Source organism: Inhella proteolytica (genome assembly GCF_016093275.1).
Taxonomy (GTDB): Bacteria; Pseudomonadota; Gammaproteobacteria; order Burkholderiales; family Burkholderiaceae_C; genus Inhella; species Inhella proteolytica.
In genome coordinates this window covers 273,392-296,854 of sequence record NZ_JAEDAK010000004.1, presented here as the reverse complement: position 1 = coordinate 296,854, position 23,463 = coordinate 273,392, and the positions used below count along the sequence as shown (strand labels likewise).

28 protein-coding genes are annotated in these 23,463 nt (G+C 70.5%); 21 read left to right on the top strand and 7 right to left on the bottom strand.

The features are described from left to right. The first annotated feature begins 2 nt into the window (after window positions 1–2). The 4 genes from I7X39_RS08220 to I7X39_RS08205 are packed head-to-tail and all read left to right on the top strand — an operon-like array spanning window position 3 to window position 3,271. The gene (locus I7X39_RS08220; RefSeq protein ID WP_198110495.1) at window positions 3–212 is read left to right on the top strand and encodes a YgaP family membrane protein; all 210 of its coding nucleotides are present in this window, start codon (window positions 3–5) and stop codon (window positions 210–212) included. A gap of 49 nt (window positions 213–261) precedes the next feature. After that, window positions 262–690: a thioredoxin TrxC gene (trxC, locus tag I7X39_RS08215; RefSeq protein WP_198110494.1), complete on the top strand. Its 429-nt coding sequence runs from the start codon at window positions 262–264 to the stop codon at window positions 688–690. Window positions 691–698: 8 nt separating this feature from the next. Beyond that, the gene (locus I7X39_RS08210) at window positions 699–1,583 is read left to right on the top strand and encodes an MBL fold metallo-hydrolase (RefSeq protein ID WP_198110493.1); all 885 of its coding nucleotides are present in this window, start codon (window positions 699–701) and stop codon (window positions 1,581–1,583) included. Further along, entirely contained in the window at window positions 1,580–3,271 is a 1,692-nt protein-coding gene (locus I7X39_RS08205) for a SulP family inorganic anion transporter (RefSeq protein ID WP_198110492.1), read from the top strand. The genes I7X39_RS08210 and I7X39_RS08205 overlap by 4 nt, the downstream gene beginning before the upstream one ends. A gap of 155 nt (window positions 3,272–3,426) precedes the next feature. Here the strand turns inward: I7X39_RS08205 and I7X39_RS08200 are convergent, their stop codons facing one another. Beyond that, window positions 3,427–3,600 (bottom strand): hypothetical protein, encoded by a 174-nt coding sequence (locus I7X39_RS08200; protein ID WP_198110491.1) that lies wholly within the window; start codon window positions 3,598–3,600, stop codon window positions 3,427–3,429. A 230-nt stretch (window positions 3,601–3,830) separates the two neighbouring features. Here I7X39_RS08200 and I7X39_RS23675 point away from each other — a divergent pair, with 230 nt between their 5' ends. After that, on the top strand, window positions 3,831–5,549 hold the full coding sequence (locus I7X39_RS23675; RefSeq protein ID WP_198110490.1) for a methyl-accepting chemotaxis protein: 1,719 nt from the start codon (window positions 3,831–3,833) through the stop codon (window positions 5,547–5,549). Here the strand turns inward: I7X39_RS23675 and I7X39_RS08190 are convergent, their stop codons facing one another. Further along, window positions 5,550–6,443 carry an EamA family transporter gene (locus I7X39_RS08190; protein ID WP_198110489.1) on the bottom strand — a complete coding sequence of 298 codons (894 nt, stop codon included), beginning with the start codon at window positions 6,441–6,443 and terminating at the stop codon, window positions 5,550–5,552. 105 nt (window positions 6,444–6,548) lie between these two features. On the opposite strand from I7X39_RS08190, the gene I7X39_RS08185 reads away from it, so the two are divergent. After that, window positions 6,549–7,079, top strand: coding sequence for an Lrp/AsnC family transcriptional regulator (locus I7X39_RS08185; RefSeq protein ID WP_198110566.1), 531 nt, complete (start codon window positions 6,549–6,551; stop codon window positions 7,077–7,079). Here I7X39_RS08185 and I7X39_RS08180 read toward each other — a convergent pair. Then, the gene (locus I7X39_RS08180) at window positions 6,988–7,515 is read right to left on the bottom strand and encodes an MOSC domain-containing protein (protein ID WP_310739898.1); all 528 of its coding nucleotides are present in this window, start codon (window positions 7,513–7,515) and stop codon (window positions 6,988–6,990) included. The genes I7X39_RS08185 and I7X39_RS08180 overlap by 92 nt on opposite strands. A 233-nt stretch (window positions 7,516–7,748) precedes the next feature. On the opposite strand from I7X39_RS08180, the gene I7X39_RS08175 reads away from it, so the two are divergent. The 4 genes from I7X39_RS08175 (at window position 7,749) to I7X39_RS08160 (ending at window position 11,734) form a co-directional block, all read left to right on the top strand. Continuing rightward, entirely contained in the window at window positions 7,749–9,608 is a 1,860-nt protein-coding gene (locus tag I7X39_RS08175; protein WP_198110487.1) for a phosphoenolpyruvate carboxykinase (GTP), read from the top strand. Window positions 9,609–9,680: 72 nt separating this feature from the next. Beyond that, window positions 9,681–10,412, top strand: a complete 732-nt coding sequence (locus tag I7X39_RS08170; protein ID WP_198110486.1) for a YecA/YgfB family protein — start codon at window positions 9,681–9,683, stop codon at window positions 10,410–10,412. Continuing rightward, window positions 10,409–11,221: a metallophosphoesterase gene (locus I7X39_RS08165; protein ID WP_198110485.1), complete on the top strand. Its 813-nt coding sequence runs from the start codon at window positions 10,409–10,411 to the stop codon at window positions 11,219–11,221. The genes I7X39_RS08170 and I7X39_RS08165 overlap by 4 nt, the downstream gene beginning before the upstream one ends. A 90-nt stretch (window positions 11,222–11,311) precedes the next feature. Further along, window positions 11,312–11,734 (top strand): universal stress protein, encoded by a 423-nt coding sequence (locus I7X39_RS08160; RefSeq protein ID WP_198110484.1) that lies wholly within the window; start codon window positions 11,312–11,314, stop codon window positions 11,732–11,734. On the opposite strand, the gene I7X39_RS08155 is transcribed toward I7X39_RS08160, so the two are convergent. Further along, window positions 11,724–11,954, bottom strand: coding sequence for a hypothetical protein (locus tag I7X39_RS08155; RefSeq protein ID WP_198110483.1), 231 nt, complete (start codon window positions 11,952–11,954; stop codon window positions 11,724–11,726). The two genes, I7X39_RS08160 and I7X39_RS08155, sit on opposite strands and share 11 nt — an antisense overlap. A 325-nt stretch (window positions 11,955–12,279) precedes the next feature. Here I7X39_RS08155 and I7X39_RS08150 point away from each other — a divergent pair, with 325 nt between their 5' ends. The 3 genes from I7X39_RS08150 to I7X39_RS08140 are packed head-to-tail and all read left to right on the top strand — an operon-like array spanning window position 12,280 to window position 14,528. Then, the gene (locus I7X39_RS08150; protein WP_198110482.1) at window positions 12,280–13,551 is read left to right on the top strand and encodes a D-amino acid dehydrogenase; all 1,272 of its coding nucleotides are present in this window, start codon (window positions 12,280–12,282) and stop codon (window positions 13,549–13,551) included. Window positions 13,552–13,555: 4 nt separating this feature from the next. Then, the gene (locus I7X39_RS08145) at window positions 13,556–14,020 is read left to right on the top strand and encodes a hypothetical protein (protein ID WP_198110481.1); all 465 of its coding nucleotides are present in this window, start codon (window positions 13,556–13,558) and stop codon (window positions 14,018–14,020) included. Further along, the gene (locus I7X39_RS08140) at window positions 13,992–14,528 is read left to right on the top strand and encodes a hypothetical protein (protein ID WP_198110480.1); all 537 of its coding nucleotides are present in this window, start codon (window positions 13,992–13,994) and stop codon (window positions 14,526–14,528) included. Before I7X39_RS08145 ends, I7X39_RS08140 begins: the two co-directional genes overlap by 29 nt. Here the strand turns inward: I7X39_RS08140 and I7X39_RS08135 are convergent. The 3 genes from I7X39_RS08135 to I7X39_RS08125 are packed head-to-tail and all read right to left on the bottom strand — an operon-like array spanning window position 14,452 to window position 17,527. Beyond that, window positions 14,452–15,729, bottom strand: coding sequence for a sensor histidine kinase (locus I7X39_RS08135; protein WP_198110479.1), 1,278 nt, complete (start codon window positions 15,727–15,729; stop codon window positions 14,452–14,454). The genes I7X39_RS08140 and I7X39_RS08135 overlap by 77 nt on opposite strands. Then, window positions 15,726–16,406: a response regulator transcription factor gene (locus I7X39_RS08130; RefSeq protein WP_198110478.1), complete on the bottom strand. Its 681-nt coding sequence runs from the start codon at window positions 16,404–16,406 to the stop codon at window positions 15,726–15,728. The genes I7X39_RS08135 and I7X39_RS08130 overlap by 4 nt, the downstream gene beginning before the upstream one ends. Next, window positions 16,406–17,527 carry a type 1 glutamine amidotransferase domain-containing protein gene (locus I7X39_RS08125; RefSeq protein WP_198110477.1) on the bottom strand — a complete coding sequence of 374 codons (1,122 nt, stop codon included), beginning with the start codon at window positions 17,525–17,527 and terminating at the stop codon, window positions 16,406–16,408. The genes I7X39_RS08130 and I7X39_RS08125 overlap by 1 nt, the downstream gene beginning before the upstream one ends. 127 nt (window positions 17,528–17,654) lie before the next feature. On the opposite strand from I7X39_RS08125, the gene I7X39_RS08120 reads away from it, so the two are divergent. The 8 genes from I7X39_RS08120 (at window position 17,655) to I7X39_RS08085 (ending at window position 23,399) form a co-directional block, all read left to right on the top strand. Then, complete coding sequence (locus I7X39_RS08120) at window positions 17,655–18,173, top strand: DUF1697 domain-containing protein (protein WP_198110476.1); 519 nt, start codon at window positions 17,655–17,657, stop codon at window positions 18,171–18,173. A gap of 17 nt (window positions 18,174–18,190) precedes the next feature. Continuing rightward, the gene (locus I7X39_RS08115) at window positions 18,191–18,541 is read left to right on the top strand and encodes a DUF2200 domain-containing protein (RefSeq protein ID WP_198110475.1); all 351 of its coding nucleotides are present in this window, start codon (window positions 18,191–18,193) and stop codon (window positions 18,539–18,541) included. A gap of 100 nt (window positions 18,542–18,641) precedes the next feature. Beyond that, window positions 18,642–19,232 (top strand): DUF6151 family protein, encoded by a 591-nt coding sequence (locus tag I7X39_RS08110; protein ID WP_198110474.1) that lies wholly within the window; start codon window positions 18,642–18,644, stop codon window positions 19,230–19,232. Further along, window positions 19,225–19,758 (top strand): DUF4256 domain-containing protein, encoded by a 534-nt coding sequence (locus tag I7X39_RS08105; RefSeq protein WP_232351812.1) that lies wholly within the window; start codon window positions 19,225–19,227, stop codon window positions 19,756–19,758. Before I7X39_RS08110 ends, I7X39_RS08105 begins: the two co-directional genes overlap by 8 nt. Window positions 19,759–19,828: 70 nt before the next feature. After that, window positions 19,829–20,155, top strand: a complete 327-nt coding sequence (locus I7X39_RS08100; RefSeq protein ID WP_198110472.1) for a hypothetical protein — start codon at window positions 19,829–19,831, stop codon at window positions 20,153–20,155. 58 nt (window positions 20,156–20,213) lie between these two features. Next, window positions 20,214–21,362, top strand: a complete 1,149-nt coding sequence (locus I7X39_RS08095) for a methionine aminotransferase (protein WP_198110471.1) — start codon at window positions 20,214–20,216, stop codon at window positions 21,360–21,362. A gap of 64 nt (window positions 21,363–21,426) precedes the next feature. Next, a complete protein-coding gene (locus I7X39_RS08090) occupies window positions 21,427–22,740 on the top strand; it encodes an Hsp70 family protein (protein ID WP_198110470.1) in 1,314 nt (437 codons plus the stop codon). Between the two features lie 125 nt (window positions 22,741–22,865). After that, on the top strand, window positions 22,866–23,399 hold the full coding sequence (locus I7X39_RS08085) for a hypothetical protein (protein ID WP_198110469.1): 534 nt from the start codon (window positions 22,866–22,868) through the stop codon (window positions 23,397–23,399). The last annotated feature ends 64 nt before the right edge of the window (window positions 23,400–23,463 follow it).

Below are 23,463 nucleotides of genomic sequence, written 5' to 3'. Positions count from 1 at the left end.
CCATGAGCTCTTGGCAAATCGTCCGTGTCGTCGCCGGCAGCTTCATCCTGCTGTCCCTGCTGCTCGGCATCCCCGGCAGCCCCGTCTTCCACTCACAGTGGTGGCTGGCCTTCACCGCCTTCGTGGGTGTGAACCTGCTGCAGTCCGGCCTGACGCGCTGGTGCCTGATGGAAAGCATCCTGCGCAAGTTCGGCATCAAGGGCGGGTGCTGAGCCGGCGGCCGAGCCGCCGTGCGCCTGCACCTTCCTGAAGGAGTTCGCCATGCATCTCGTCTGTTCCCAATGTGGCGCGGTCAACCGCGTGCCCGAGGAGCGCCTGGGTGACGGCCCGGTCTGTGCCAAGTGCAAGACCGAGCTGGCGCCCGCGCACCCGGTGGCGCTGAGTGACGCGCGCTTCTTCGACTACATCGCCAAGACCGAGCAGCCGGTGCTGGTGGACTTCTGGGCCGAGTGGTGCGGGCCCTGCCATGCCATGGCGCCGCACTTCGAGGCCGCCGCCGCGGCGCTACCCGGCGTGCGCTTTGCCAAGGTGGAAACCGACAGCAACCCGCAGGCCAGCGTGAGGAACCGCATCCGCTCCATCCCCACCCTGGTGCTCTACCGCGGCGGCGAGGAGATTGCCCGGCGCAGCGGCGCCATGCCGGCGGCGGAGCTGCAGCGCTGGGTGCAGGGCGCGCTTTCGGCGGGATGATGGCGGGCATGTCCGCACCGCCCTACCTCCTCGAGTCCTTCCACGACCCCGCCACCGGCACCGTCAGCCACCTGCTGGCCTGCCCGCGCACGCGCCGCGCCGCGCTGATCGACCCGGTGCTGGACTTCCAGGCCAACAGCGGCAAGCTGCACCCCACCAGCGCCCAGCGCCTGGTGGAGCGCGTGCGCGCGCTGGACCTGCAGGTGGACTGGCTGCTCGAAACCCATGCCCATGCCGACCACCTCAGCGCGGCGGTGTGGCTGCAGCGCCAGTTGGGGGGGCGCATCGCCATCGGCGCCGGCATCGACGCGGTGCAGGCCCACTTCCAACCCCTGCTGGACCTGACCGCGCCCTGCGACGCCGGGGCCTTTGACCAGCTCTTTGCCGAGGGCGACCGCGTGCCGCTGGGCGAGCTGAGCCTGCAGGTGCTGCACACCCCCGGCCACACGCCGGCCTGCATCAGCTACTACCTGCCTGGCACGCCCGAGGCCCCTGGTTGCGTGTTTGTGGGCGACACCCTGTTCAGCCCCGACTACGGCTGCGCCCGCGCCGACTTCCCCGGCGGCGACGCGGTGCAGCTCTACCGCTCCATCCAGCGCCTGCTTGCCCTGCCGGATGCCACGCGCGTGATGCTTTGCCACGACTACCCGCCCGCCGGCCGCGCACCCTGCCTGGAAACCACGGTGGCGGTGCAGCGCGCCAGCAATGTGCAGGTGGGCGGCGGGGTGTCGGAGGCCGACTTCGTGGCGCGCCGCCAGGCGCGCGACCGCCAGCTCGCCGTACCCGCCCTGCTCTGGCCCTCGCTGCAGGTGAACCTGCGCGGCGGCCGCCTGCCCGAGCCGGATGCCCAGGGCCGGCGCTTTCTGAGGATCCCGCTGGGCCTGCCCGAATGAAGGGGCTGGACCTCGGCCGCCCGACGCTCGACGACGCGCTGGCCGGCCTGCTGGTCAGCGCCTTGCTGCTGCCGCAGAGCCTGGCCTACGCCCTGCTGGCCGGCCTGCCGCCGCTGGCCGGGGTGATGGCCAGCCTGCTGCCGCTGCTGGCCTACGCACTGATCGGCAGCTCCACCACCTTGGCCGTCGGCCCGGTGGCGGTGCTGGCGCTGATGATTGGCGAGGCCGTCGGCCGCCTGGGCCCGGCCCATGGCGTGGGGCCGATGACGGTGGCCCTGGTGCTGGCTGCCGAGGTCGGCCTGCTGCTGCTGCTGACGGCGCTGCTGCGCCTGGACGCACTGGGTGCGCTGCTTTCCAGTCCGGTGATGCAGGGTTTCGTCAGCGGCTCGGCCCTGGCCATCGCCTACGGTCAACTGGTGCCGCTGCTCGGCCTGCAGTGGGCCCCGTCATCGCCCTGGCCGCAGCTGGACGCCCTGACGGCCGGCTTCGGACTGGCCGCCCTGCTGCTGCTGGTGCTGGCGCGCCAGTTCGGCGCGGGCGCCCTGCGCGCCCTGGGTCTGGCGCCGGCGCGCGCCCAGATGCTGGCGCGCATGGTGCCGCTGCTGCTGGTGGGCCTGGCCATCGCTGCCGTGGCCTGGCTGCAAGGGCGCGGCCAGGCCGGCGCACTGCCGCTAGCCGGGCGGATTGCGCTGGACGAGGTGCACGGCCCGGCCTCCTTGGCGGCGGCGCCGCTGGCGCTGTGGCGCGCGGCCCTGCCCACGGCCCTGATGGTGGCGCTGGTCGGCTATGTGTCCAGCCTGGGCGTGGCCCAAGGCCTGGGCGCTCGGCGGCAGGAGCGGGTGCTGCCGCGCCGCGAGCTGCTCGGCCTGGCAGCGGCCAATGGCGTGGCGGCGCTGAGCGGCGGCATGCCGATCGCCGGCAGCTTCTCGCGCAGCGGCCTGGTGGCCGAGGCCGGGGCGCGCACACGCTGGACGGGCATCTTCATGGCCCTGGCCTTCGCGTTCTGGATCAGCCTGGGCGCGCGCTGGCTGGCCTTGCTGCCGCAGGCGGTGCTGGCCGCCACCATCATCGTGGCCGTGCTGCCCATGGCCGAGTGGCAGCCGCTGCGGCGCGCCTGGCGCTATTCGCGTGCCGAGGGCCTGTTGATGGGCGGCGTCACCCTGGCGGTGCCGCTGCTGGGGGTGGAGATGGCCCTCGGCCTGGGTGTGCTGGGTTCGGTGGCCCTGCTGCTGCAGCGCACCGCCCGCCCGCACTGGGCCGAGGTGGGGCGCATTCCGGGCACCGAGCTGTTTCGCAACACCAAGCGCTTTGCGGTGGAGCTGCTGCCGGGCGTGCTGGCCATCCGCATCGACGAAGGCCTGCGCTTCACCAACGCCCACTGGGTGCGCGACCTGTTGTGCGAGGAAGCGGCCGGCCGGCCCCAGCTGCGCCACCTGGTGCTGATGATGAGCGGCGTCAACGAGATCGACCTCAGCGGCCTGGAGGCCCTGCAGCAGCTCGCGCTGGAGCTGCGCAGCCAGGGGCGGCAGCTGCACCTGAGCGAGCTCAAGGGCCCGGTGGCCGACCGGCTGTATGCCGCCGGTTTGGAGGACTGGCTGCCTGGCCGGGTGTTCCGCACCCAGATGGACGCTTGGCATGCGCTGATGGCTGCGCCCGGCGAGCCGGCGAGCCATTGGGTCTCGCCCTGAGCGGGCGGGGATTCACCGGCGGTGTTTGTCAGCGAGATCTGCCGGCCGACCGGTCGGTCGGAAAACAGAACGGCCCGGGCGAAGCCGGGCCGTCTGGGGTTGGCGCGCCCGCAAGGCGCGCCGGGGAGTCCGAGTCGAGTCCGATGCAGGCCGACTTATGCGGCCACGGCCTCGGCGGCGGCCTGCTCTTGCATGAAGAACAGGTAAGGCACCTCGACACCCCAGTCCTCGCTCACTTCATTCAGCGGAGCGGGTTCGATGAAGCTGCCGGACAGAAAGGACAGGACGCTGCTGGCGGAGCTGATGGAGGGGGTGTTCTGGGTGTTCATGTGCTTCTCCCGGGGGGACTGCGGACTGGAATGCTTTGCATTGTTCCGAGTCAAGCGTTGCGGGCATGTGATGGCGATCACGTCCGCCCCCGGTTTGTGCGCCGGCCCGCAAACAAGGGGGAGACCCGGCGGCCGGCATCGGGACCTTCCCGGCCCGTGCTGCCGCGCCACAGTCAGAGGCAGTCAGCGGGCCTAGAGTGGACCAACCCCGTCCAACCCAGGCTGCTCCCATGCTGCGCAACTTCAATATCGGCCGCCGGCTCGGCGGCGTGTTCCTGATCTGTGCCCTGCTACTGACGCTTTTGGGCGGCTTTGGCATCTATTCGTCTTACTCGGTCAACAAGTCTTTCGGTCTGTACGTCTTTCATGTCGTGGAAGCGGCGCAGCACGCGGCAAACATCCGGGCCGAAATGATCAACCTGCGGCGTTTTGAGAAGGACCTCGTCATCAATGTGGGCGACCCGGCCAAGGTCAAGGAATACCAGGGCCAGTGGGAGTCCGCCTACGAATTCATTCAGGAAACGTTTCGTGAACTCAAGCCGCGCTTACGTGACCCGGCAGTTGCTCAGCGGGTGGAAGGGGCCCAGCAGAACCTGAAGACTTATCACGACAACGTCCAAGCTGCCATGGCCAAGCTGGACGGCGCCGATGTGGCGGCCGCCAACCAGGCCATGCGGGCGGGGCGTGAAGGCTTCTTGGCGGCCGAGAAGGTTTTCGCGGAGACGATGCAACTCGTCACCAAAGCGACCCAGGAGGTCAAGCAAAAGTTCGACGAGGGTGCGCGCCAGGTCTTTATCTGGACGGTGGTGCTGGCCCTGGGCGCCATCGGTTTCATGGTCTGGATGGGCCTGGCGGTGACCGCCAGCGTGGTGGCACCGCTGCGTAACGCCAAGGACTTTTCCGGCGCCGTGCGCGATGGCGACCTGACTGGCGACATTCCCACCGCCGGGCGCGACGAGCCGGCCCAACTGGCGCAGGCCCTGCTGGACATGCAGAACTCGCTGAACCGCATCGTCAGCGAGGTGCGCACGGCGGCCGACAGCATCCAGGTGGCCAGCTCCGAGGTGGCGAGCGGCAATGCCGACCTCTCCCACCGCACCGAGCAGACGGCGGCCAGCCTGCAGCAGGCCGCCAGCGCCATGAACGAGCTCACCGCCACGGTGAACCAGACGGCCGACTCGGCCCGCACCGCCAACCAGCTGGCCAGCCAGGCCAGCGCCTCGGCCGAGCGCGGCGGCGCGGTGGTGGGCGAAGTCGTCAGCACCATGGAGCGCATCAACCAGGGCAGCCGCCGCATCGCCGACATCATCGGCACCATCGACGGCATCGCCTTCCAGACCAACATCCTGGCGCTGAACGCCGCCGTCGAGGCGGCGCGGGCGGGCGAGCAGGGCCGCGGCTTTGCGGTGGTGGCCGGCGAGGTGCGCCTGCTGGCCGGCCGCAGCGCCGAGGCCGCGCGCGAGATCAAGACCCTGATCACCAGCAGCGTCGAGTCGGTGGAGGTCGGCACCAGGCTGGTGGCCGACGCCGGCCAGTCCATGCAGGAGATCGTGGCCAATGTGCAGCGCGTCAGCGACATCATTGGCGAGATCAGCGCCGCCGCCGGCGAGCAGAGCAGCGGCATCGGCTCGGTGAACGACCAGGTGGTGCAGCTGGATCAGGCCACGCAGCAGAACGCCGCACTGGTGGAGCAGAGCGCGGCGGCCGCGCAGTCGCTGCGCGAACAGGCCCAGCGCCTGGCCGAGGTGGTGGCGGCGTTCAAGGTGCAGGGCGCGGCGCGCAGCCAGCCGGCTGCCCGCGCGCCCGTCAAGGCGCCGCTGCAGTCCGCCGCCCGGCCGGCCGCGGCACCCAAGCCGGTGACCAGCCCGGCGCCCAAGTCCGCGCCCACCCCGCGCCCGGCTGCGCCGAGCCCGGCACCGGCCAGCGACGGCGACTGGGAGACTTTCTGATCAGCGCCGGCCGCTGAGCAGCAGCACCACCCCGCCCAGCACCACGCCGGCCGCCGCCCATTCAAAGCCGCTCACGACCTCGCCGCCCAGGCCCACGCCCAGCAGCAGGGCGATGACCGGGTTGACGAAGCAGTAGCTGCTGGCCAGGGCGGTGCTGGCCCGCGCCAGCAGCACCATGTAGGCGTTGAAGGCCACCAGCGAGCCGAACACGACCAGGTAGAACCAGGCGCCCACGGCCAGGGGTTGCAGCGGCAGCAGGGCCTCGCCGCGCAGGGCCGAGAGAACCATCAGTACCGCGCCGCCGGCCAGCATCTCGGAGGCAAAGCCCGTCGCGCCCGGGGCGAGCGGGAAGTGGCGGCGGCTCAGCAGGCTGCCGGCCGTCCAGGCCGCGCAGGCGATCGCGATCGCCGCCAGGCCGGCGGGCGAGGCCTGGAAGCTCGCGCCCTGCGTGAGCAGCAGCACGCCCACCAGGCCCAGGCCGATGCCGGCCGCCTCGCGCGGTGCCGGGCGTTCGCCCAGCAGCAGGCCGCCCAGCGCCATCAGCACCGGCACCACGGCGATGAAGGCCACCACCAGGCCCGAGCCCACGGTCTGCTCGGCAAAGGCGGTGCCACCCATGCCGCCACCCAGCATCAGGCTGCCCACCACCAGGGCATTGCGCCATTCGTGTGCCGTCGGCCAGGAGGCCTTGCGCACCCAGCGCATCCAGGCCAGCAGCAGGGCGCCGGCCACCAGGAAGCGCGATCCCATCTGCAAGAAGGGCGGGAAGCTCATCAGCGCGAACTTGATGGCCAGGTAGGTGGAGCCCCAGACCAGCCAGGTGGCGGCCAGGCAGGCCAGCACCAAGGGGTTCAGATGGGCAGCGGTGGGCAGGGGCAGGGCGGCGGTGTTCATGGCCTTCATGCTAGAAAAGCCGGCTCTTCACTTGAATAAGAAACTGCTGGCAATCAGCTCACTTGGCTTTTAGAGTCAAGCTGAAATCAGCCAAGCGCCTTGAACATGGAATTCGATGCCAAAGACGACCGCATCCTGGTCGAACTGCAGCGCGACGCCCGCCTGACCCTGGCCGAACTGGGCCGGCGCGTGCACTTGAGCCAGCCGGCGGTGAGCGAACGCGTCAAGCGCCTGGAAGATGCTGGTGTCATCAGCGGTTACCGGGCCGTCGTCAACCCGCTGGCTCTGGGCCATGCAATCCGCGCCGTGGTGCGCGTGGGCCGGGTGGATTTCGAGCGCATGCGCGCGCTGATCGAGGCCACGCCGGAGATCAGCGACGCCTTCAATGTGACGGGCGAGGACAGCTGGATCCTGCTGCTGGCGGTGCGCGATGTGGTGCACCTGGACGAGGTGCTGGGCCGCTTCTGTGCCGAGGGGCCGACGGCCACCTCGGTGATCCTGAAAGTGCTGCGCGAGCGCGGCGAGGTGCGCTCGCCGGGCGCGCTCACATCCGGAACAGCTCGCGCACCGACAGCTCCCGCGGCCCCGGCAGCAGTTCGAAGGGCTCGCCGGCGCACAGCGTCCCCGGCTGGCTGACGGCCAGGTAGAAGCCGCAGTAGCCGCTCTGCTGCATCAGCTTGACGGCGTGCTTGAAGCCCATCACCGCGTTGAACTTGAAGCAGGGCTGGCGCGGCTCGGTCACCACCAACTCGCAGTTGGCAAAGCGCAGGCGGTCACCCTGCCAGACCTGGACCTCCTGCAGGCCCTCCAGGCTGAGGTTCTCGCCCATCGCACCCCAGGGCAGTTCGTCCTGCCAGCCGGCCACTTTGGCCTGGGCGCGCACGGTGCGCCAGAAGGCGTAGTGCTCGCCCGGGTAGGCGTACAGCGCCCGCTTGGGGCCGCCGTGCACGCTCAGGTCGGCCTGGGCGTCGCCTTCCAGTCCCAGTTCGGCCACGGCCAGCGCACCGGCGGCTGGCTGTTTGGCAATGCCGCTGGGCACGCTCTGGCCGTCCAGGGTGATCAGGGGTTTCACGGGGGAACGGTTCAGGCTGAGGAGACGCATGTCAACAAATCACGAAGGGGCCCGGGAACTCGCATTGCAGCATGCGCCACGTGCATAACCCCACGCCCCGGGGGAGTTACAGCGTGGTTACGGCCGCCGGACAATCCGCCTCCCCGCTCCGGCGCGGGATTCGGTGAACCCCCCTCAGGCAGTTGCAGGGGCTGACCCAATCCCGTTTCTTCACTTCCATGGAACCTTCTGTCATGAACCGACCCGTGCTGGAGGGGCTGCGCTTGAATGTGCCGGCCTACGTCAAACATGCCCGCCTGATTGCCTGGGTGGCCGAGATCGCCGCCCTGACCGAGGCCTCCGAGGTCTACTGGTGCGATGGCTCCAAGGAAGAGTACGACCGCCTGTGCGCGCAGCTGGTGGCCAAGGGCACCTTCAAGAAGCTGAACGAGGCCAAGCGCCCGGGCAGCTTCCTGGCCTGGAGCGACCCCAGCGATGTGGCGCGTGTCGAAGACCGCACCTTCATCTGCAGCGAGCAGAAGGACCAGGCCGGCCCGACCAACAACTGGATGGCCCCGGCCGAGATGCGCGCGCTGCTGCAGACGGGTGACAAGGCCCTGTTCCGTGGCGCCATGAAGGGCCGCACCCTGTACGTGGTGCCCTTCAGCATGGGCCCGCTGGGCAGCCCGATCGCCCACATTGGCGTGGAGCTGAGCGACAGCCCCTATGTGGCCGTCAACATGCGCCTGATGACCCGCATGGGCAAGGGGGCCCTGGAAGTGCTGGGCGATGACGGCGAGTTCGTGCCCTGCGTACACACCGTGGGCGCCCCGCTGCAGCCCGGCCAGCAGGATGTGACCTGGCCCTGCAACCAGACCAAGTACATCGTTCATTACCCGGAAACGCGCGAGATCTGGAGCTATGGCTCGGGATATGGCGGCAACGCCCTGCTGGGCAAGAAGTGCTTCGCGCTGCGCATCGCCAGCACCATGGGCCGCGACCAGGGCTGGCTGGCCGAGCACATGCTGATCCTGGGCGTGACCAACCCCGAGGGCGTCAAGCGCCATGTGGCGGCGGCCTTCCCGAGCGCCTGCGGCAAGACCAATTTCGCCATGCTGATCCCACCCCAGGGTTTCGAGGGCTGGAAGGTCACCACCATCGGCGACGACATCGCCTGGATCAAGCCGGGCCCGGACGGCCGCCTGCGCGCCATCAACCCCGAGGCCGGCTACTTCGGCGTGGCCCCCGGTACCAACACCCTGACCAACCCGAACTGCATGGCCAGCCTGGAGCGCGACGTGATCTTCACGAACGTGGCGCTGACCGATGACGGTGATGTGTGGTGGGAAGGCATGACGGACGAGCCGCCCGCGCACCTGATCGACTGGCAGGGCAAGGACTGGACGCCGGCCGACGGCAAGATCCAGGGCCGCAAGGCCGCGCACCCGAACGCGCGCTTCACCATCGCCGCCACCAACAACCCGGCGCTGGATGCCGAGTGGGACAACCCGGCCGGCGTGACGATCGACGCCTTCATCTTCGGCGGCCGCCGCAGCACCACCGTGCCGCTGGTGACCCAGGCGCGCAACTGGACCGAGGGCGTCTACATGGCCGCCACCATGGGCAGCGAGACCACCGCCGCCGCCGCCGGCCAGCAGGGCGTGGTGCGCCGCGACCCCTTCGCCATGCTGCCCTTCATGGGCTACAACATGAGCGACTACTTCGCCCATTGGCTGCAAATGGGCGCCAAGCTCGGCGAAAAGGCCCCGGCGATCTTCTGCGTCAACTGGTTCCGCAAGGGCGAGAACGGCAAGTTCGTCTGGCCCGGCTATGGCGACAACATGCGCGTGTTGGGCTGGATGCTCGACCGCATCGACGGCAAGGCCGAGGGCCACGAGAACCCCTTCGGCGTCAGCCCCAAGTACGACGAGATCAACTGGACCGGCCTGCCCTTCACCCGCGCCCACTACGAGACCGTCACCGAGATCCACAAGGCTGACTGGCTGGCCGAGATGAAGCTGCACCAGGAGCTGTTCGACCAGCTGGCGCTGCGCCTGCCGGCCGAGCTGCCGGCCACCAAGGCGGCGATCGAGCAGCGCCTCGCGGCGCTCTGATCGACTGGCAATGCCGCACCCAGGCCCGCGCGAGCGGGCCTTTTTTCATTTCGCCCGCCGACAATCCAGCCCATGAGCACCCAAGACCTGACCGACGCCGAGTTCGACGAACTCGATCACCTTCTCGAACAGACCCCGGGCGGGCTGGACCCCATGGATGTGGCCATGCTGGACGGCTTTCTGGCCGGCCTGCTGGTGCAGCCGCGCCTGATCCCGCTGGACGAAGCTCTGCCCTTCATCTTCGACAGCGAGAACCGCCCGCTGCCGGCCGAGCACGACCCGGCCTGGCTGGCCAAGCTGCGCGGCCTGATCGAACGCCGCCTGGCGCAGCTGCGCCGGGATCTGGTGGATGTGGGCGCCTTCGACCCCATCGTGCTGCAGCTGGATGAAGAGGCCCTGGCCAACGAGGAAGAGCCCGCGCTCAAGGCGCTGCCGGCCTACTCGCGTGCGCTGCTGCCCTTTGCCGGCGGCTTTGCTACCGCGCTGGGCGCCTTCCCGAATGATCTGGCCAGCTTTGTGGAAGACGAGGCGCATGAGGCCATCGCCCGCATCCTGCGCCACCTGCCGCCCGAGAACGACGAGGAGCGCGCCATCAATGCCGAGATCGACGCCGCGCTGCCGCTGAAGAGCGTGGACGAGGCCGTCGAGGACCTGGTGCTGGCCGTGGGGGAGCTGGACGCCTTGACCGAGCCCTACCGCTACAAGGTGGACGTGCGCAAGCACGAGGCGCCCAAGGTGGGCCGCAACGACCCCTGCCCCTGCGGTTCGGGCAAGAAGTTCAAGAGCTGTCACGGCGCCACTTGATCCTCCAACTGCTGAGCGATCTGCACCTGGAGCGTGAGCCGCAGCACCAGCCGCTGATCGCCCCCGAGGCCGAACTGCTGGTGCTGGCCGGCGACATCGGCTCCTACCAGGCCGGTTCGCACCTGTTGCCCTTCGGCCCCGAGGCCGACTGGGGCCTGAGCCGATTCGCGCCCGAACGCGTCGGCAAGCCGGTGCTGTTCGTGCCGGGCAACCACGAGTACGACGGCCTGCCCTTCGAGGCCGGGCGCGCGCAGCTGCGCGCCTGCTGCGAGCGCCTGGGCATCCACTGGCTGGACCGCGAGGTGCTGGCGCAGGGCGGCGTGCGCTTCCTGGGCTGCACGCTCTGGGCCGACTTCGACCTGCTGGTGGACCCGCGCGCCGACATGAGCGCCCAGCTCAAGACGCGCGACAAGGCCTACCGCGCCGCCAACTTCTACCTGCGCAAGTTCAGCGCACTGGAGGAGGGCCAGCCCATGCTGGCCGAACGCCTGCGCGAGCTGGCCCTGGCCGACCAGGCCTGGCTGCGCGCCGCACTGGCCCAGCCCTTCGAGGGCCGCACCGTGGTGGTGACGCACTTCGCCCCCAGCGGCCTGAGCGCCGACCCGCGCTACGGCCTGAACCCCGGCACGGCGGGCTTCTGCAACGCGCTGGACGAGCTGCTGCCGCAGGCCGATCTGTGGCTGCACGGGCATCTGCACTGCCGGCACGACTACCGGGTGGGCCGCTGCCGCGTGGTGGCCAATGGCCGGGGCTACGCCAGGAAGGGCGAGCAGGAGGGCTACCGCGAGGCCCTGACCCTCACGCTCTGACCGTCAGGCTTTGACCATCCGCAAGCCAGGGCACTGGCACGCGCGCGACACTCGCGCCCGCTTTCCCGGTTCAACCCCTCGGAGCTCCCCATGAAGATCCTGGTCGCCATCGACGGCAGCCCCTACACCAAGCGGGCCCTGGCTTACCTGACCGCGCACGACGAATGGCTGGGTGCGGCCCACAAGTACACCCTGCTGACGGTGGTGCCCGCTGTGCCGCCGCGCGCCGCCGCGGTGATCGACAAGGCGACGCTGCAGTCCTATTACGAGGACGAGGCCGAGAAGGTCTTCAAGCCGGTGCGCGCCTTCTTTGCCAAGCAGGGCGTCGCCGCTGAATTTGTCTACAAAGTGGGCCATGCGGCCGATGTGATCGCAGCCATCGCGGCCAAGGGCAAGCACGATCTCATCATGATGGGCAGCCACGGCCACGGCGCCCTGGCCAATCTGGTGATGGGTTCGGTCAGCGCCAAGGTGCTGGCGCAGTCCGAAGTGCCGGTGCTGCTTATCCGCTGATGCGGCGCGCGCGCACCCAGTCCATCGGGCTTTCCACCGGCGGGTGCTCGCGCTGGCTCTCCAGCTGCCCGTAGCTGCGGCTGCGCTTTTCAAAGTCGCCATCGCCTTCCAGGCTGGCTTCCATGCCGAAGGCGGTGCCCAGGTCCGCGGGGTCTGTCTGCGCCATGGGCGCGGGGCCGCTGCGGCGGCGCAGGAAATGCAGTGCGGGAGCGAATCGCATGGGGTACCTCTTCTTGCGGGAGCTCTACAACGTGGCACTGAAGCGCTGCGGGCACTGGCCCGGTTGACACCCCGGGCCCGCCTGCCTGCTCTGCAACCAAGTGTGCGCCGCTGGTTTCCCGGCACCACCCCCCTTTCGGGTGAGAGCAACAGCCGCGTTGGCAAAAGCGCACAGCAATTCACGCCGGCACGCTTCGTCATGAAGCCGTCAGCAAGCCGCGCTTGCGCCGAGGCGCAGGCGCGCGTGGCGCGGATGGGCTAACGTGCCGGCTTCCCCCTGGGCGGCTTACCCGCGCGCCCGGCAACCTGTTCACGGAGTACACGCCATGAAGGTGGTGGTTCTGGGCGCCGGCATCGTCGGCGTCAGCACGGCCTGGTATCTGCTGGAAGCCGGCCACGAGGTGGTGCTGGTCGATCGCCAGCCCGACGCCGCACTCGAAACCAGCTATGCGAATGGCGCGCAGATCTCGGTCAGCTTCTGCGAGCCCTGGGCGAATGCCTGGGTGCCCGTCAAGGTGGCCAAATGGCTGTTGAAGGACGACTCCCCGCTGCTGTTCCGCCCACGCCTGGAACTGGCCCAGATGCGCTACGGCCTGGCCTTCCTGATGCAGTGCACCACCGCGAGCTTCGAGCGCAATGTCGAGGAGCTGGTGCAGCTGGGCCGCTACAGCCACGCGCGCCTGAAGGAGCTGGTGCCGGCCACCGGCATCGAATACAACCGCCTGGAGAAGGGCATCCTGCACTTCTTCAGCAGTCAGCAGGACTTCGACAACGGCGTGGCCGGCGCCGAGGTGATGCGCCGCCACGGCGTGGACCGCCGCGTGCTCAGCCGCGAAGAGGTGCTGAAGGTCGAACCCGCGCTCGCCACCTTCGGCCCGCGCATCTTCGGCGGCACTTACACGCCCAGCGACGAATCGGGCGACGCCCTGGTCTTCACGCAGAAGCTGGCGCAGAAGTGCTTCGAGCGCGGCGCCGAGAAGCGCTTCAACACCCACATCCTGGCGCTGGAGAAGCAGGGCCAGGCCATCAGCGGCGTGCGCGTGAAGAACGCCCAGGGACAGACCGAGACGATCACCGGCGACGCCTATGTGGTGGCGCTGGCCAGCTACGCGCCGGCGCTCGTCAACCCGGTGGCCGACTGCCTGAACATCTACCCGGCCAAGGGCTACTCGGCCACGCTGCGCCTGAAGAAGCCCGAGCAGGCCAGCACCGTGAGCCTGCTGGACGACACGCGCAAGATCGCCATCAGCCGCCTGGGCGACCGCATCCGCATCGCCGGCACAGCCGAGCTGGTGGGCCTGGACACCAGCCTGAACTCCGCCACCAGCCGCACGCGCTGTGAAGCCCTGATCCGCCGCTATGAAGAGCTCTTCCCCGGCGTGGCCGACCTGAGCGAGCCGAACTACTGGACCGGCCTGCGCCCCAGCACGCCCACCAACATCCCCTACATCGGGCGCAGCAAGAAGGTGGACAAGCTGTGGTTCAACTGCGGCCACGGCACCCTGGGCTGGACGCATGGCGCCGGCAGCGGGCATGCGCTGGCTGAACTGATCAGCGGCCGCCGGCCGCCGACCGCGTTCCACTTCTACGGGGTCTGAGCCGATGCCAGTGCCGAGCCAGCTGCTGCGGGTCGTGTTCGCCGCCAGTGCGCTGGCCTGTTCGCTGATCCTGATGCTCTTCCTGCGCGGCCGCGCGCCGCAGGACGACATGAACTGGGGCCTGCTGCTGCTGGGCACCGGGGCCGTGGCGGCAGTGGCCTGCGCGCTCGCCTTTCGGGGCGGGCGCATGCGGCTGCAGGGCGTGGCCTGGGCCTCATTGCTGCACACCTTCCTGTGGCAGCTGCTCTGGACCTATCTGGTCTGCGCCACGCTGCTGACGCTGATCGGCTGGGGCCTGGTGGTCTGGGTCACGCGCTCGCCGCTGAACGCCGCGGCGCTGGCCACGCTGGCCGGCGCCTGGCTCTCGCTCTGGCTGGCGCCGGGCGTGGCGGCCTGGCGCACGGCGCGCCGCCTGCAAGCCCCCGCCCCAGGAACTCCCGATGCACACCCTGCCAGCCCTACCCCCTGAGCGCCCCTGGCTGCTGCGCCATTGGTTCGTGCCGGCCGCCCTGCTGTTGGCGCTGGGCGATCTGAGCTCCGTCTGGGCCCAGGGCTGGACCGACGCCCCCTGGCTGGAAGCGGTGCTGCTGTTCGACTTCGTCGTCGTCATCCCGCTGCTCTACCTGGTCTGCTACCGCCACAAGGGCAAGGCCGCCTGCGTTCAGGCCCTGGCCCTGGCCTGCCTGGGCATCTGGGCGCTGGACAAGCTGATGCCCGCCGAGGGACGCCAGTGGCTGGATGCACTCGTCGGCCTGCGCTGGTTTGGCTTGGCCTTACTGATTGCGCTGGAGATCAAGCTCGGCATCGTGGTCTACAAGGCCGTGGTGTTTTCGGGTCAGACGCGCGAGCAGGCGCAGAGCCGCTTCGAATCCGAGGGCCTGCCGCCCTGGCTGGCCCGCTTCATGGCCTTCGAGGCCGGGCTGTGGCGGCGGCTGTGGGTGTTCCTGCAGCGTCTGGTCGGGCGCGGTCCGCGCTGAGGCCCGCTGCCCACAGCCTGAGCTCCGTCCAGCCCTGCTGATGCTCCAACGCCAGGCGCGCGCCATGGCGTTCCAGCAGGCCTTGCACGATGGCCAGGCCCAGGCCGATGCCGGTGCTGGATTCGCCCTTCACAAAGGGCTGGCCGATGCCCGCTGGCAGCGCGGGGCTGGGGTTGCGGATGCACAGGGCGCCATCGGCTGCGACGCCAATGTGAATGGCGCCCCGGCCATGTGCCAGGGCGTTGCCGAGCAGATTGCCCAGCACCAGGCGCGCCACCGGCTCGGGCAGGGCCAGGCGGTGGGTGCGCGGCAGGTCCAGCTGCAGCGGCCGGCCCTCCAGGGTCTCGGCCTGGTCCAGCGCCCATTGCTCGATCAGCGGCAGGGGCGCGCACTCGGCCGGGGCGTCGGCGCCGGGCTCGCGGGCCAGCCAGAGCAGGCTGTCGAGCGTCTGCTCGAGCTGCTGTGCGGCGCGGCGCATGCGGGCCAGCTGCCGGGCGTCCGGCTGGGCATCCTCCAGCGCCAGCTTGAGCACCGCCAGTGGGGTGCGCAGCTCGTGGCTGGCGTCGCGCGTGAAGGCCTGCTCGCGTGCGATGAAGGCCTGGGTGCGCGCATGCAGGGCGTCGAGCGCACGCGCCAGCTGGCCCACTTCGTCGGCCCCGAGGCCGGCGCTGAGGTCTTGCGGCAGGGCCTCGGGGCGGCCCTGCTGCAGGCGTGCGGCCAGGCCCTGCAGCGGTTTGGAGAGCCGGCGCGCCAGCCAGGCGCCCAGGGCCAGGGCGGCGGCCAGCATGCCCAGGGTCCAGAGCGCCAGCCAGCCCAGCAAGCCCTCACGCTGCGGGCGCACCACCAGCCAGTCGCTCACCTCGGCCAGCAGCCAGGCGCCGTCCAGCTGCAGCAGGTGGTAATGGCGGCCGGCGGCGCCGCTGAACTCGCGCCGCTGGGGCTCGGCGGCCAGCTGGGCGGACAGGCCATCGGGCAGCTCGGCGGCCTGCGCCAGCAGGCGGAACTGCGGCGCGCTGGGCGCCGGCCAGGCGCCGGTCCGGGCGCGCGCGGCGCTCAGGCGCGCGCCTTCCTGCTCCAGCTGGCGCTCCAGAAAGCGGTCTTCCACCGTGTAGGCAAAGACCATCGCGAACAGGCTGAAGAGCAGGCTGATGCCCAGGGCCAGCAGCCAGAAGGCGAGCAGCAGGCGGCGGCGGAAGTTCATGGCAGGTCCAGCCGGAAGCCCAGGCCGTGCACGGTCTTCAGCAGCGCAGTGGCGAAGGGCCGGTCCAGCACTGCGCGCAAGCTGTGGATGTGGCTGCGCAGCGGGTCCGAATCGGGCGGGTCGTCGTCCCAGAGCCGACGGATCAGCTCGCTGCGCGTCAGCGCGCGCGGGTGCGCCTCCATCAGCAGGCGCAGGATGGCCAAGGGCGTGGGCGGTAGCGTCAGTGCCTGGTCGTCACGCCAGGCCTGGCCGGCGCGGCGGTCCAGGGCCAGCGGGCCCAGGCGCAGCAGATAGTCCTGGCCGGCGCCGCGGCGCATCGCCAGCGCCTGCACGCGCGCCAGCAACTCCGCCGCGGCGAAGGGCTTGACGAGGTAGTCGTCGCTGCCGGCGGCAAAGCCCTGCAGCTTGTCGGGCAGGGCGTCGCGCGCGGTCAGCATCAGCACCGGCACATGGTGGGCGGCCTGGGCGCGCAGGCGCGCACAGACCTGCAACCCGTCGAGCCCGGGCAGGCCCAGGTCCAGCACCAGCACATCGGGCAGTTCGTCGAGCGCCTGCTGCAGCGCCAGCCGGCCATCGGCGGCCTCGCTGACGCGGTGGCCGGCGCCGCGCAAGGCGGCCGCCACCTGCTCGCGCAAGGGCGCGTGGTCTTCGACCAGCAGGACGTGCAGTGGCGGCATCAGCTCGAGGGCAGGGCGGCCAACGCCTGCTGCGCGGCGGCGCGTTCGCGCTCGTCCAGCTTGCCGGCCAGCAGGGCTTGCAGCAGCGCGCGGGCGCGCGCCGGCTCGCCCAGCGCGGCATGGGCCTGCGCCAGCGTCAGGCGCAGCTGCGGGTGCTCGAAATGAGGTTGGGCCAGTTCCATCACGGCAAGGGCCTGGCGGCGGGCGGCGTCATTGGGGGCCGATTTGAACTGGAACACGCCCAGCATCGCGATCAGGTCCGCCTTGTATTTCTGCGGCTCGGCCTGCAGTGCGGCGCGCACGGCTTGGCGCTCGCCCGGTGCGCCGCCCAGCCAGCGCGTCACCAGGCCCATGCTGGCCTCTTCCTTGAAGGGCGTGCGCGCCACCGGCTGGCGGCCCAGCAGGCGCACCAGCTCCTCGGCCGCCTGGGCGGTGGAGAAGGGGTTCTGGCCGGTGACCAGGCGGCCATCCACCACCACCTTGGGCATCATCAGCGCCGCTTCTTCCCAGCGCGCGCCCTGTTCGCGCAGCCGCGTCTCCAGCCAGAACGGGTACTCCTTGGCCCAGCGCTTGCCGAACACGGCCTCCTCCTCGTCCGTGAAACCGGTGAGGCGCCGGCCCTGCACCAGGGGCTTGCCCTCGATCTGCACCGCGGCCAGCGCCGCCGGGCCATGGCAGACCGCCGCCAGCACCCCGCCCTGCTGCAAATGCGCGGCCAGCAGCGCGGCCAGCGCGGGGTCGCGCGGCAGATCGAACATCGCGCCCTTGCCGCCGACGATGAAGACCGCGGCATGCTCGCCGGCCTGCAGATCGGCGGTGCGCCGCGTCGCCTGCAGCAGTTCATGGGCCTCGGGCGGCAGGGCCTGTATCTGGTCCTCGGCGGGGTTGAATTTGTCGGCCACCACCGCACCACCGGCCGGGCTGGCGACCTCGATCTGCAGGCCATTGGCGCGCAGCACCTGGTAGGCCAGCGCGTACTCGTCCATCTCGAAGCCGGGCCGGGTCTTGCCGGCATCGCGGCCTTCGCTGCTGACGATGAGCAGGACCTTGGGCGGGGCGGCGCTGGCGCTGGCGGCAAGGGCCAGCAGCAGGGCGGCCAGGCTGGGTTTGAGCAGGGGCATGGTGGGCTCCTTGGTTGGGTTGAGGGCCGCGATGCTGAGCCTGGAAGATCAAGAAAGGATCAAGCGCTTGCGCTCTACTGCGGGCTGGCCAGCCCCCGCCCCTGCTCTGCCCCCTTGCCTTGCGACGATGAAGCGCTATATCGCCCTGCTGCGTGGTGTCAGCCCGATGAACTGCCGGATGCCCGAGCTCAAGCTCTGTTTCGAGGCGGCTGGCTTCCAGGACGTCAGGACCCTGCTGTCCAGCGGCAACGTGGCCTTCACGGCCCGGCCGGCTGAGGTGCCGGTGCTGGAGCGGGCGGCCGAGCAGGCCATGCAGGCGCACTGGGGGCGGGCCTTCAAGACCATCGTGCGGCCGGCCAGCTTTCTGCAGGCCCTGGTGGAGGCCGAGCCCTTCGCCGCCTTCGCACTGCCGGCCGAGGCCAAGCCCATCGTGGCCTTTCTGCGCCGACCCTATGCGGGCGAGGCGCTCGAACTGCCGATCCGCCAGGCCCAGGCGGCCATCCTGGCCCTGGCCGGCACCGAAGTGCTGGCGGCCTATGTGCCGAACGCGAAGGCGCCGGCCTTCATGGCCTTGCTGGAGCGCCGCTTCGGCAAGGAGATCACGACCCGGACCTGGGACACGGTTCGGAAATGCGCGTTTGCCTAGGCACCCCAGGAGCTCTCATGCGCCTCGAAAAAGTCTTCGCCATCAAGTTCGCCAGCCTCTACCCGATGTACCTGAAGAAGGCCGAGTGCAAGGGGCGCACGCAGGCCGAGCTCGACCGGGTGATTGCCTGGCTCACGGGTTACAGCGCCGAAGGCCTGCGGGCGCAGATCGGCTCGGAGCACGATCTGGAATGCTTCTTCGCCCAGGCGCCGGCCTTCAACCCGAATGCGGTCTTGATCAAGGGCGTGGTCTGCGGGGTGCGGGTGGAGGAAGTCGAGCACCCCTTGATGCGCAAGATCCGCCAGCTGGACAAGCTGGTCGACGAGCTGGCCAAGGGCAAGGCGTTGGAGAAGATCATGCGGCAATGAAGCGCCAGCAGGCCGCCCACTTCCTGCCTCTGACGGAAGCCAGGCCGCGCGTGCTTCGCTACCCTGCGCGCTTCGCCAACACGCCCGGATGCGGGAGAGCATGCCCAGTCTTCAATGCCAATGCAGCGCCCTGCAAGGCGAGCTGCAACCGACCGGGCTCGCCAACCGCCTGCTCTGCTACTGCACGGACTGCCGTGCCTTCGCGCGCTTACTGCAGCGGCCGGAGGTGCTGGACGCGCAAGGCGGCAGCGAGATCGTGCAGCTGACGCAATCGCGCCTGCGCTGGACCCGCGGCAGCGAACACCTGGCCGCCCTGCGCCTGAGCGAGCGCGGCATGCTGCGCTGGTATGCCGGCTGCTGCCGCACGCCGATCGGCAATACCTTGATGAACCCCAAGCTCGGGTTCATCGGCCTGCTGCACAGCTGTCTGGACCGGCAGCAGCTGAATGCGGCCTTCGGCACCGCCGTGGCCGTGGTGAACACCGACACCGCGCTGGGCCAGCCCAAGCCGCGCCAGCGCAGCCTGGGTGGCGCGATCCTGCGCTCGCTGCGCCTGATGGCGGGTGAACGCCTGGCGGGTCGCTACAAGGGCTCGCCGCTGTTCACCGCCGAGGGTGCCCCGGTGGCCCGTCCGCAGGTGCTGGCGCCCGCCGAGCTGGCCCGTCTCAAACAAGAGGATGCCCATGTCTGAACCCGATGCCGCGCTGCTGCGCCAGCTGCAGACCCGTTTTGAACAGCACCCGCAGCGCCACCCCGGCCTGGCCTGGGTGGCGGTGGCCGAGCGCCTGCAGGCCCGCCCGGCGCTGCTGCAAACCCTGCAAGCCATGGAGGCCAGCGGCGGCGAGCCGGACCTGGTGGTGCTGAACGGTGCGCTGGGCGTTTGCGACTGCGCGGCCGAGAGCCCGAGCGGCCGCCGCTCGCTCTGCTACGACCGCGCCGCGCGCGAAGGCCGCAAGCAGAACCCGCCGGCCGGCAGCGCGCTCGAGCAGGCCGAGGCCCTGGGCGCGACCCTGCTCGACGAGTCGCAGTACCGCGCGCTGCAGCAGCTGGGCGCGTTCGACCGCAAGACTTCGAGCTGGCTGCTGACCCCGCCCGAGCTGCGTGCCCTGGGCGGCGCACTGTTTGGCGACCGGCGCTACGAGCGCGTGTTCACGTACCACAACGGAGCTGACGCCTACTACGCCGCGCGGGGCTTCCGCGCCTGGGTCCCGCTCTGAGCGCGAGACCATCCCTTCTGCCGACGCCAATCGCCTCACCATGCCAGCCCGTCTACGGACCCGGTTGCTCATGGCCCTGCCAGCTTTGCCAATCCTGCTGGCCGCGCTGGGGCCTGGCCCCGCGCAAGCCGCCGAACCCGAGTGGCGCCTGATGGCCCGCCATGGCGAATGCGCCCCCTTGGCCGTGCTGGAACGCAAGCTGCCCGGCGCCGCCAGCTTGCGCACGCCGGCGCAGCTGGCCGAGCTGCTGAAGCGCCAGGGCCTGGCCTTCACGCAGAAGGAGATGCCGGCCCAAGGCCAGGAGCGCGGTGTGGCCTTCGAAGTGCCGGCCAAGGAGCTGCACATCCTGCTGGTGACGGCGGGCCTGTGCGAGCCAGCCGGCACGTCGACGCGCTGACCCGTTCCGGAAGCCTGCCTTCTTCCGCCCGGGAGCCGCGCCAGCCCAGAATCGCCCCATGCCCACGCTCCCCGACAAGCTGCCGGCCATCGGCGCCACCATCTTTTCCCGCATGTCCCAGTTGGCGGCCCAGCATGGCGCCATCAATCTGGGCCAGGGCTTTCCGGATTTCGATTGCGACCCCGCGCTGCTCGAAGCCGTGAACCGCGCCCTGCACGCCGGCCACAACCAGTACCCGCCGATGCCCGGCATCCCGCTGCTGCGCCAGCGCGTGGCCGCGCAGCTGCTGGGCGGCCATGGCCGGGCCTATGACGCCGAGGCCGAGATCACCATCACCGCCGGCGCCACGCAGGCCCTGTTCACCGCCATCCAGTGCAGCGTGGGCGCGGGCGATGAAGTGATCCTGATCGAGCCGGCTTACGACAGCTACATCCCGGCCATCCGCCTGGCCGGCGCCACGCCGGTGGGCGTGCCGATGACGGCCGACTACCGCATCGATTGGGACGCGGTGCGCGCCGCGCTGACGCCGCGCACGCGCGCGCTGATCCTCAACACCCCGCACAACCCCAGCGGCCGCGTGGCGTCCGAGGACGATCTGCGCACCCTCGCCGCGCTGGCCGAGCAGCACGACCTGATCGTCATTAGCGACGAGGTCTACGAGCACATGGTGTTCGATGGCCAGGCGCACCAGTCGGTCGCCAAGCACCCGGCGCTGGCGGCGCGCAGCTTCCTGATCTCCTCCTTCGGCAAGACCTTCCATGTCACCGGCTGGAAGGTCGGCTTCGTGGCCGCGCCTCAGGCTTTGAGTGCGGCCTTTCGCAAGCTGCACCAGTACACGGTCTTCACCGTCAACACCCCGGCCCAATGGGGCCTGGCCGACTACATGGCCGACCCGGCACCCTGGCAGGGCCTGGCGGATTTCTACCAGGCCAAGCGCGATGCCTTCCGCGCCGGCCTGGCCGCCACGCCGTTGAAGCTGCTGCCTTGCGAGGGCACTTATTTCCAGACCGTGGACTACAGCGCCGTGTCGGATGTACCCGAGCTGGCATTCGCCGAATGGCTGACCACGCAGATCGGCGTGGCGGCGATTCCGCTCTCGGTCTTCTATTCCAGGCCGCAGGAACGCCGCCAGGTGCGCTTCTGCTTTGCCAAGAAGGCGGCCACGCTGGAGGCGGCGTTGGGGCGGCTGCAGGCGCTGCGGCCCTGAGCTTGCGGCCCTGCAGGGCCGGCCGGGCACAATCCCGGCCCCTTTGAATTCCAGGAGCCCGGTCATGGCCACCCCTTCGTTCTGCGCCATCGACTTCGGCACCTCCAATTCCGCCGTCGCCCTTCCCCAGGGCGATGCCATGGCCCTGGTGCCGCTGGAAGGCGCGGCGCGCACCATGCCCACCGCCGTCTACTACTACGCCGAGGGTGCGCACGATGCCGACGGCCCGCCGCGCGCCTTTGGCCGCGCCGCGCTGGCGGCCTATGTGGACGGGCATGACGGGCGCCTGATGCGCTCGATGAAGTCCATCCTCGGCAGCGACCTGCTGGACCGCCACACCGATGTCGGCGGCGGCCGCTCGGTGAAGTACGCCGACGTGGTGTCCGGCTATCTGAAGCGGCTCAAGCGCGTGGCCGAAGGCGCGCAGGGCGGCCGGGCGCTGACGCATGCCGTGCTGGGCCGGCCGGTCTACTTCGTCGACGAGGACCCGGCGCGCGACGCCCAGGCCCAGGCCGCGCTGGAGGTCTGCGCGCGCGCGGTGGGCTTCGAGGAGCTGAGCTTCCAGTTCGAACCGATCGCCGCGGCCTTCGACTACGAGCGCCAGGCCCGCTGCGAGCAGACCGTGCTGGTGGCCGACATCGGCGGCGGCACCTCGGACTTCTCGGTCGTGCGCGTGGGCCCGCAGCGCCTGCGCCTGGCCGACCGTCGCGCCGACATCCTGGGCCACCACGGCATCCATATCGCGGGTACCGACTTCGACCGCCGCGTCGCCCTGGCCGGGCCGATGCGCGCGCTCGGCCATGGCAGCCTGGGCCCGGCACGCGCCGACGGCCCGGCGCGCGAGGTGCCCAGCGGCATCACCTTCGACCTTGCGACCTGGCACCTGATCAACACCTGCTACACCCCGGCCGTGGTGGCCGAGATGCGCTTGCGCAAGGCCGACTACGCCGACCCAGCCGAGCACCGCCGCCTGATGACGGTGCTGGAAGACCATCTGGGCCACCATCTGGCCGATCTGGCCGAGCAGGGCAAGATCGACCTGAGCGGCTCCGATGGCCGCCGCGCCGCCGAGGACCAGCACGACTTCGACCTCGGCCTGATCGAGACCGGCCTGCACTGGCCGATGCAGCGCGGCGAGGCCCAGGCCGCGCTGGCCGAGGACGTGGCCGCGATTGCCGGCGCCGCCCAGGAGACCCTGCGCCGCGCCGGGCTGGCGAGCGTGGACGCGCTCTACTTCACCGGTGGCTCCACCGGCCTGACCCATCTGGTGGAGGCGATTGCCGCCCCCTTCCCGCAGGCCCAGCGCGTGCAGGGCGACCCGCTGGCCTCGGTGGCGCAGGGTCTGGGCATTCACGCCAGGCGAGTGTTCGGCGGCTGAACGCGGCGCGCGGCATGCGCCCGGCGGGCGCGCGCCGCAATACCTTGGCGCGCGCGCTGGCCTTGCGCCCCGCAGCTTTGCACCATGCGCGCCGCGGCATGTGCCGCGAATCCTGCAGGTGACGCATGAAGGCTCGCCCCATCCTCTCCTCTTTCCAATCGCAGCCGCGCCGCGCGCTGGCTGCGGCCGCCTTGCTGGCCAGCAGCCTGAGCGCCTGCATGGTGGTGCCGCTGGAACCCCATCACCTGCGCCAGCCACCGCCCGCACCGGCCGTGCTGCTGCAGGCCGCGCCCTTGGGACCCCAGGTGCTGCAGGTCCGCCTCTACCCCTTGAACGCCGAAGCCACCGGCGCCGGCCCCTTGAGCGCCGTGGTGATGGACAACCAGAACGGCAAGGGCAGCTTCAGCATCGCCTACCAGGGCCGCAATCTGCAGGGCGAGGCCACGCGGGTGACGCCCGACTACCCCGGCTTCGGCACCCTGCTGAGCCATCAATTCGGCGAGGGCAGCGCGCGCACCAGCGGCCGGCGCGGCATTGCCAATGCCGCCGGCACGGGCGTGAACGCGCAGTGCGAATACATCCTCACCGCTGCCAACCAGGGTGTCGGCGCCTGCCTGTTCTCCGACGGCGCGCGCTACCAGATGCACTTCGGCCAGTAGCCTGCGCGCGTCTTGATCCTGGCTTCACATCCGGGCGGGAGCATGGCGGCCCTGCTGCCACTGC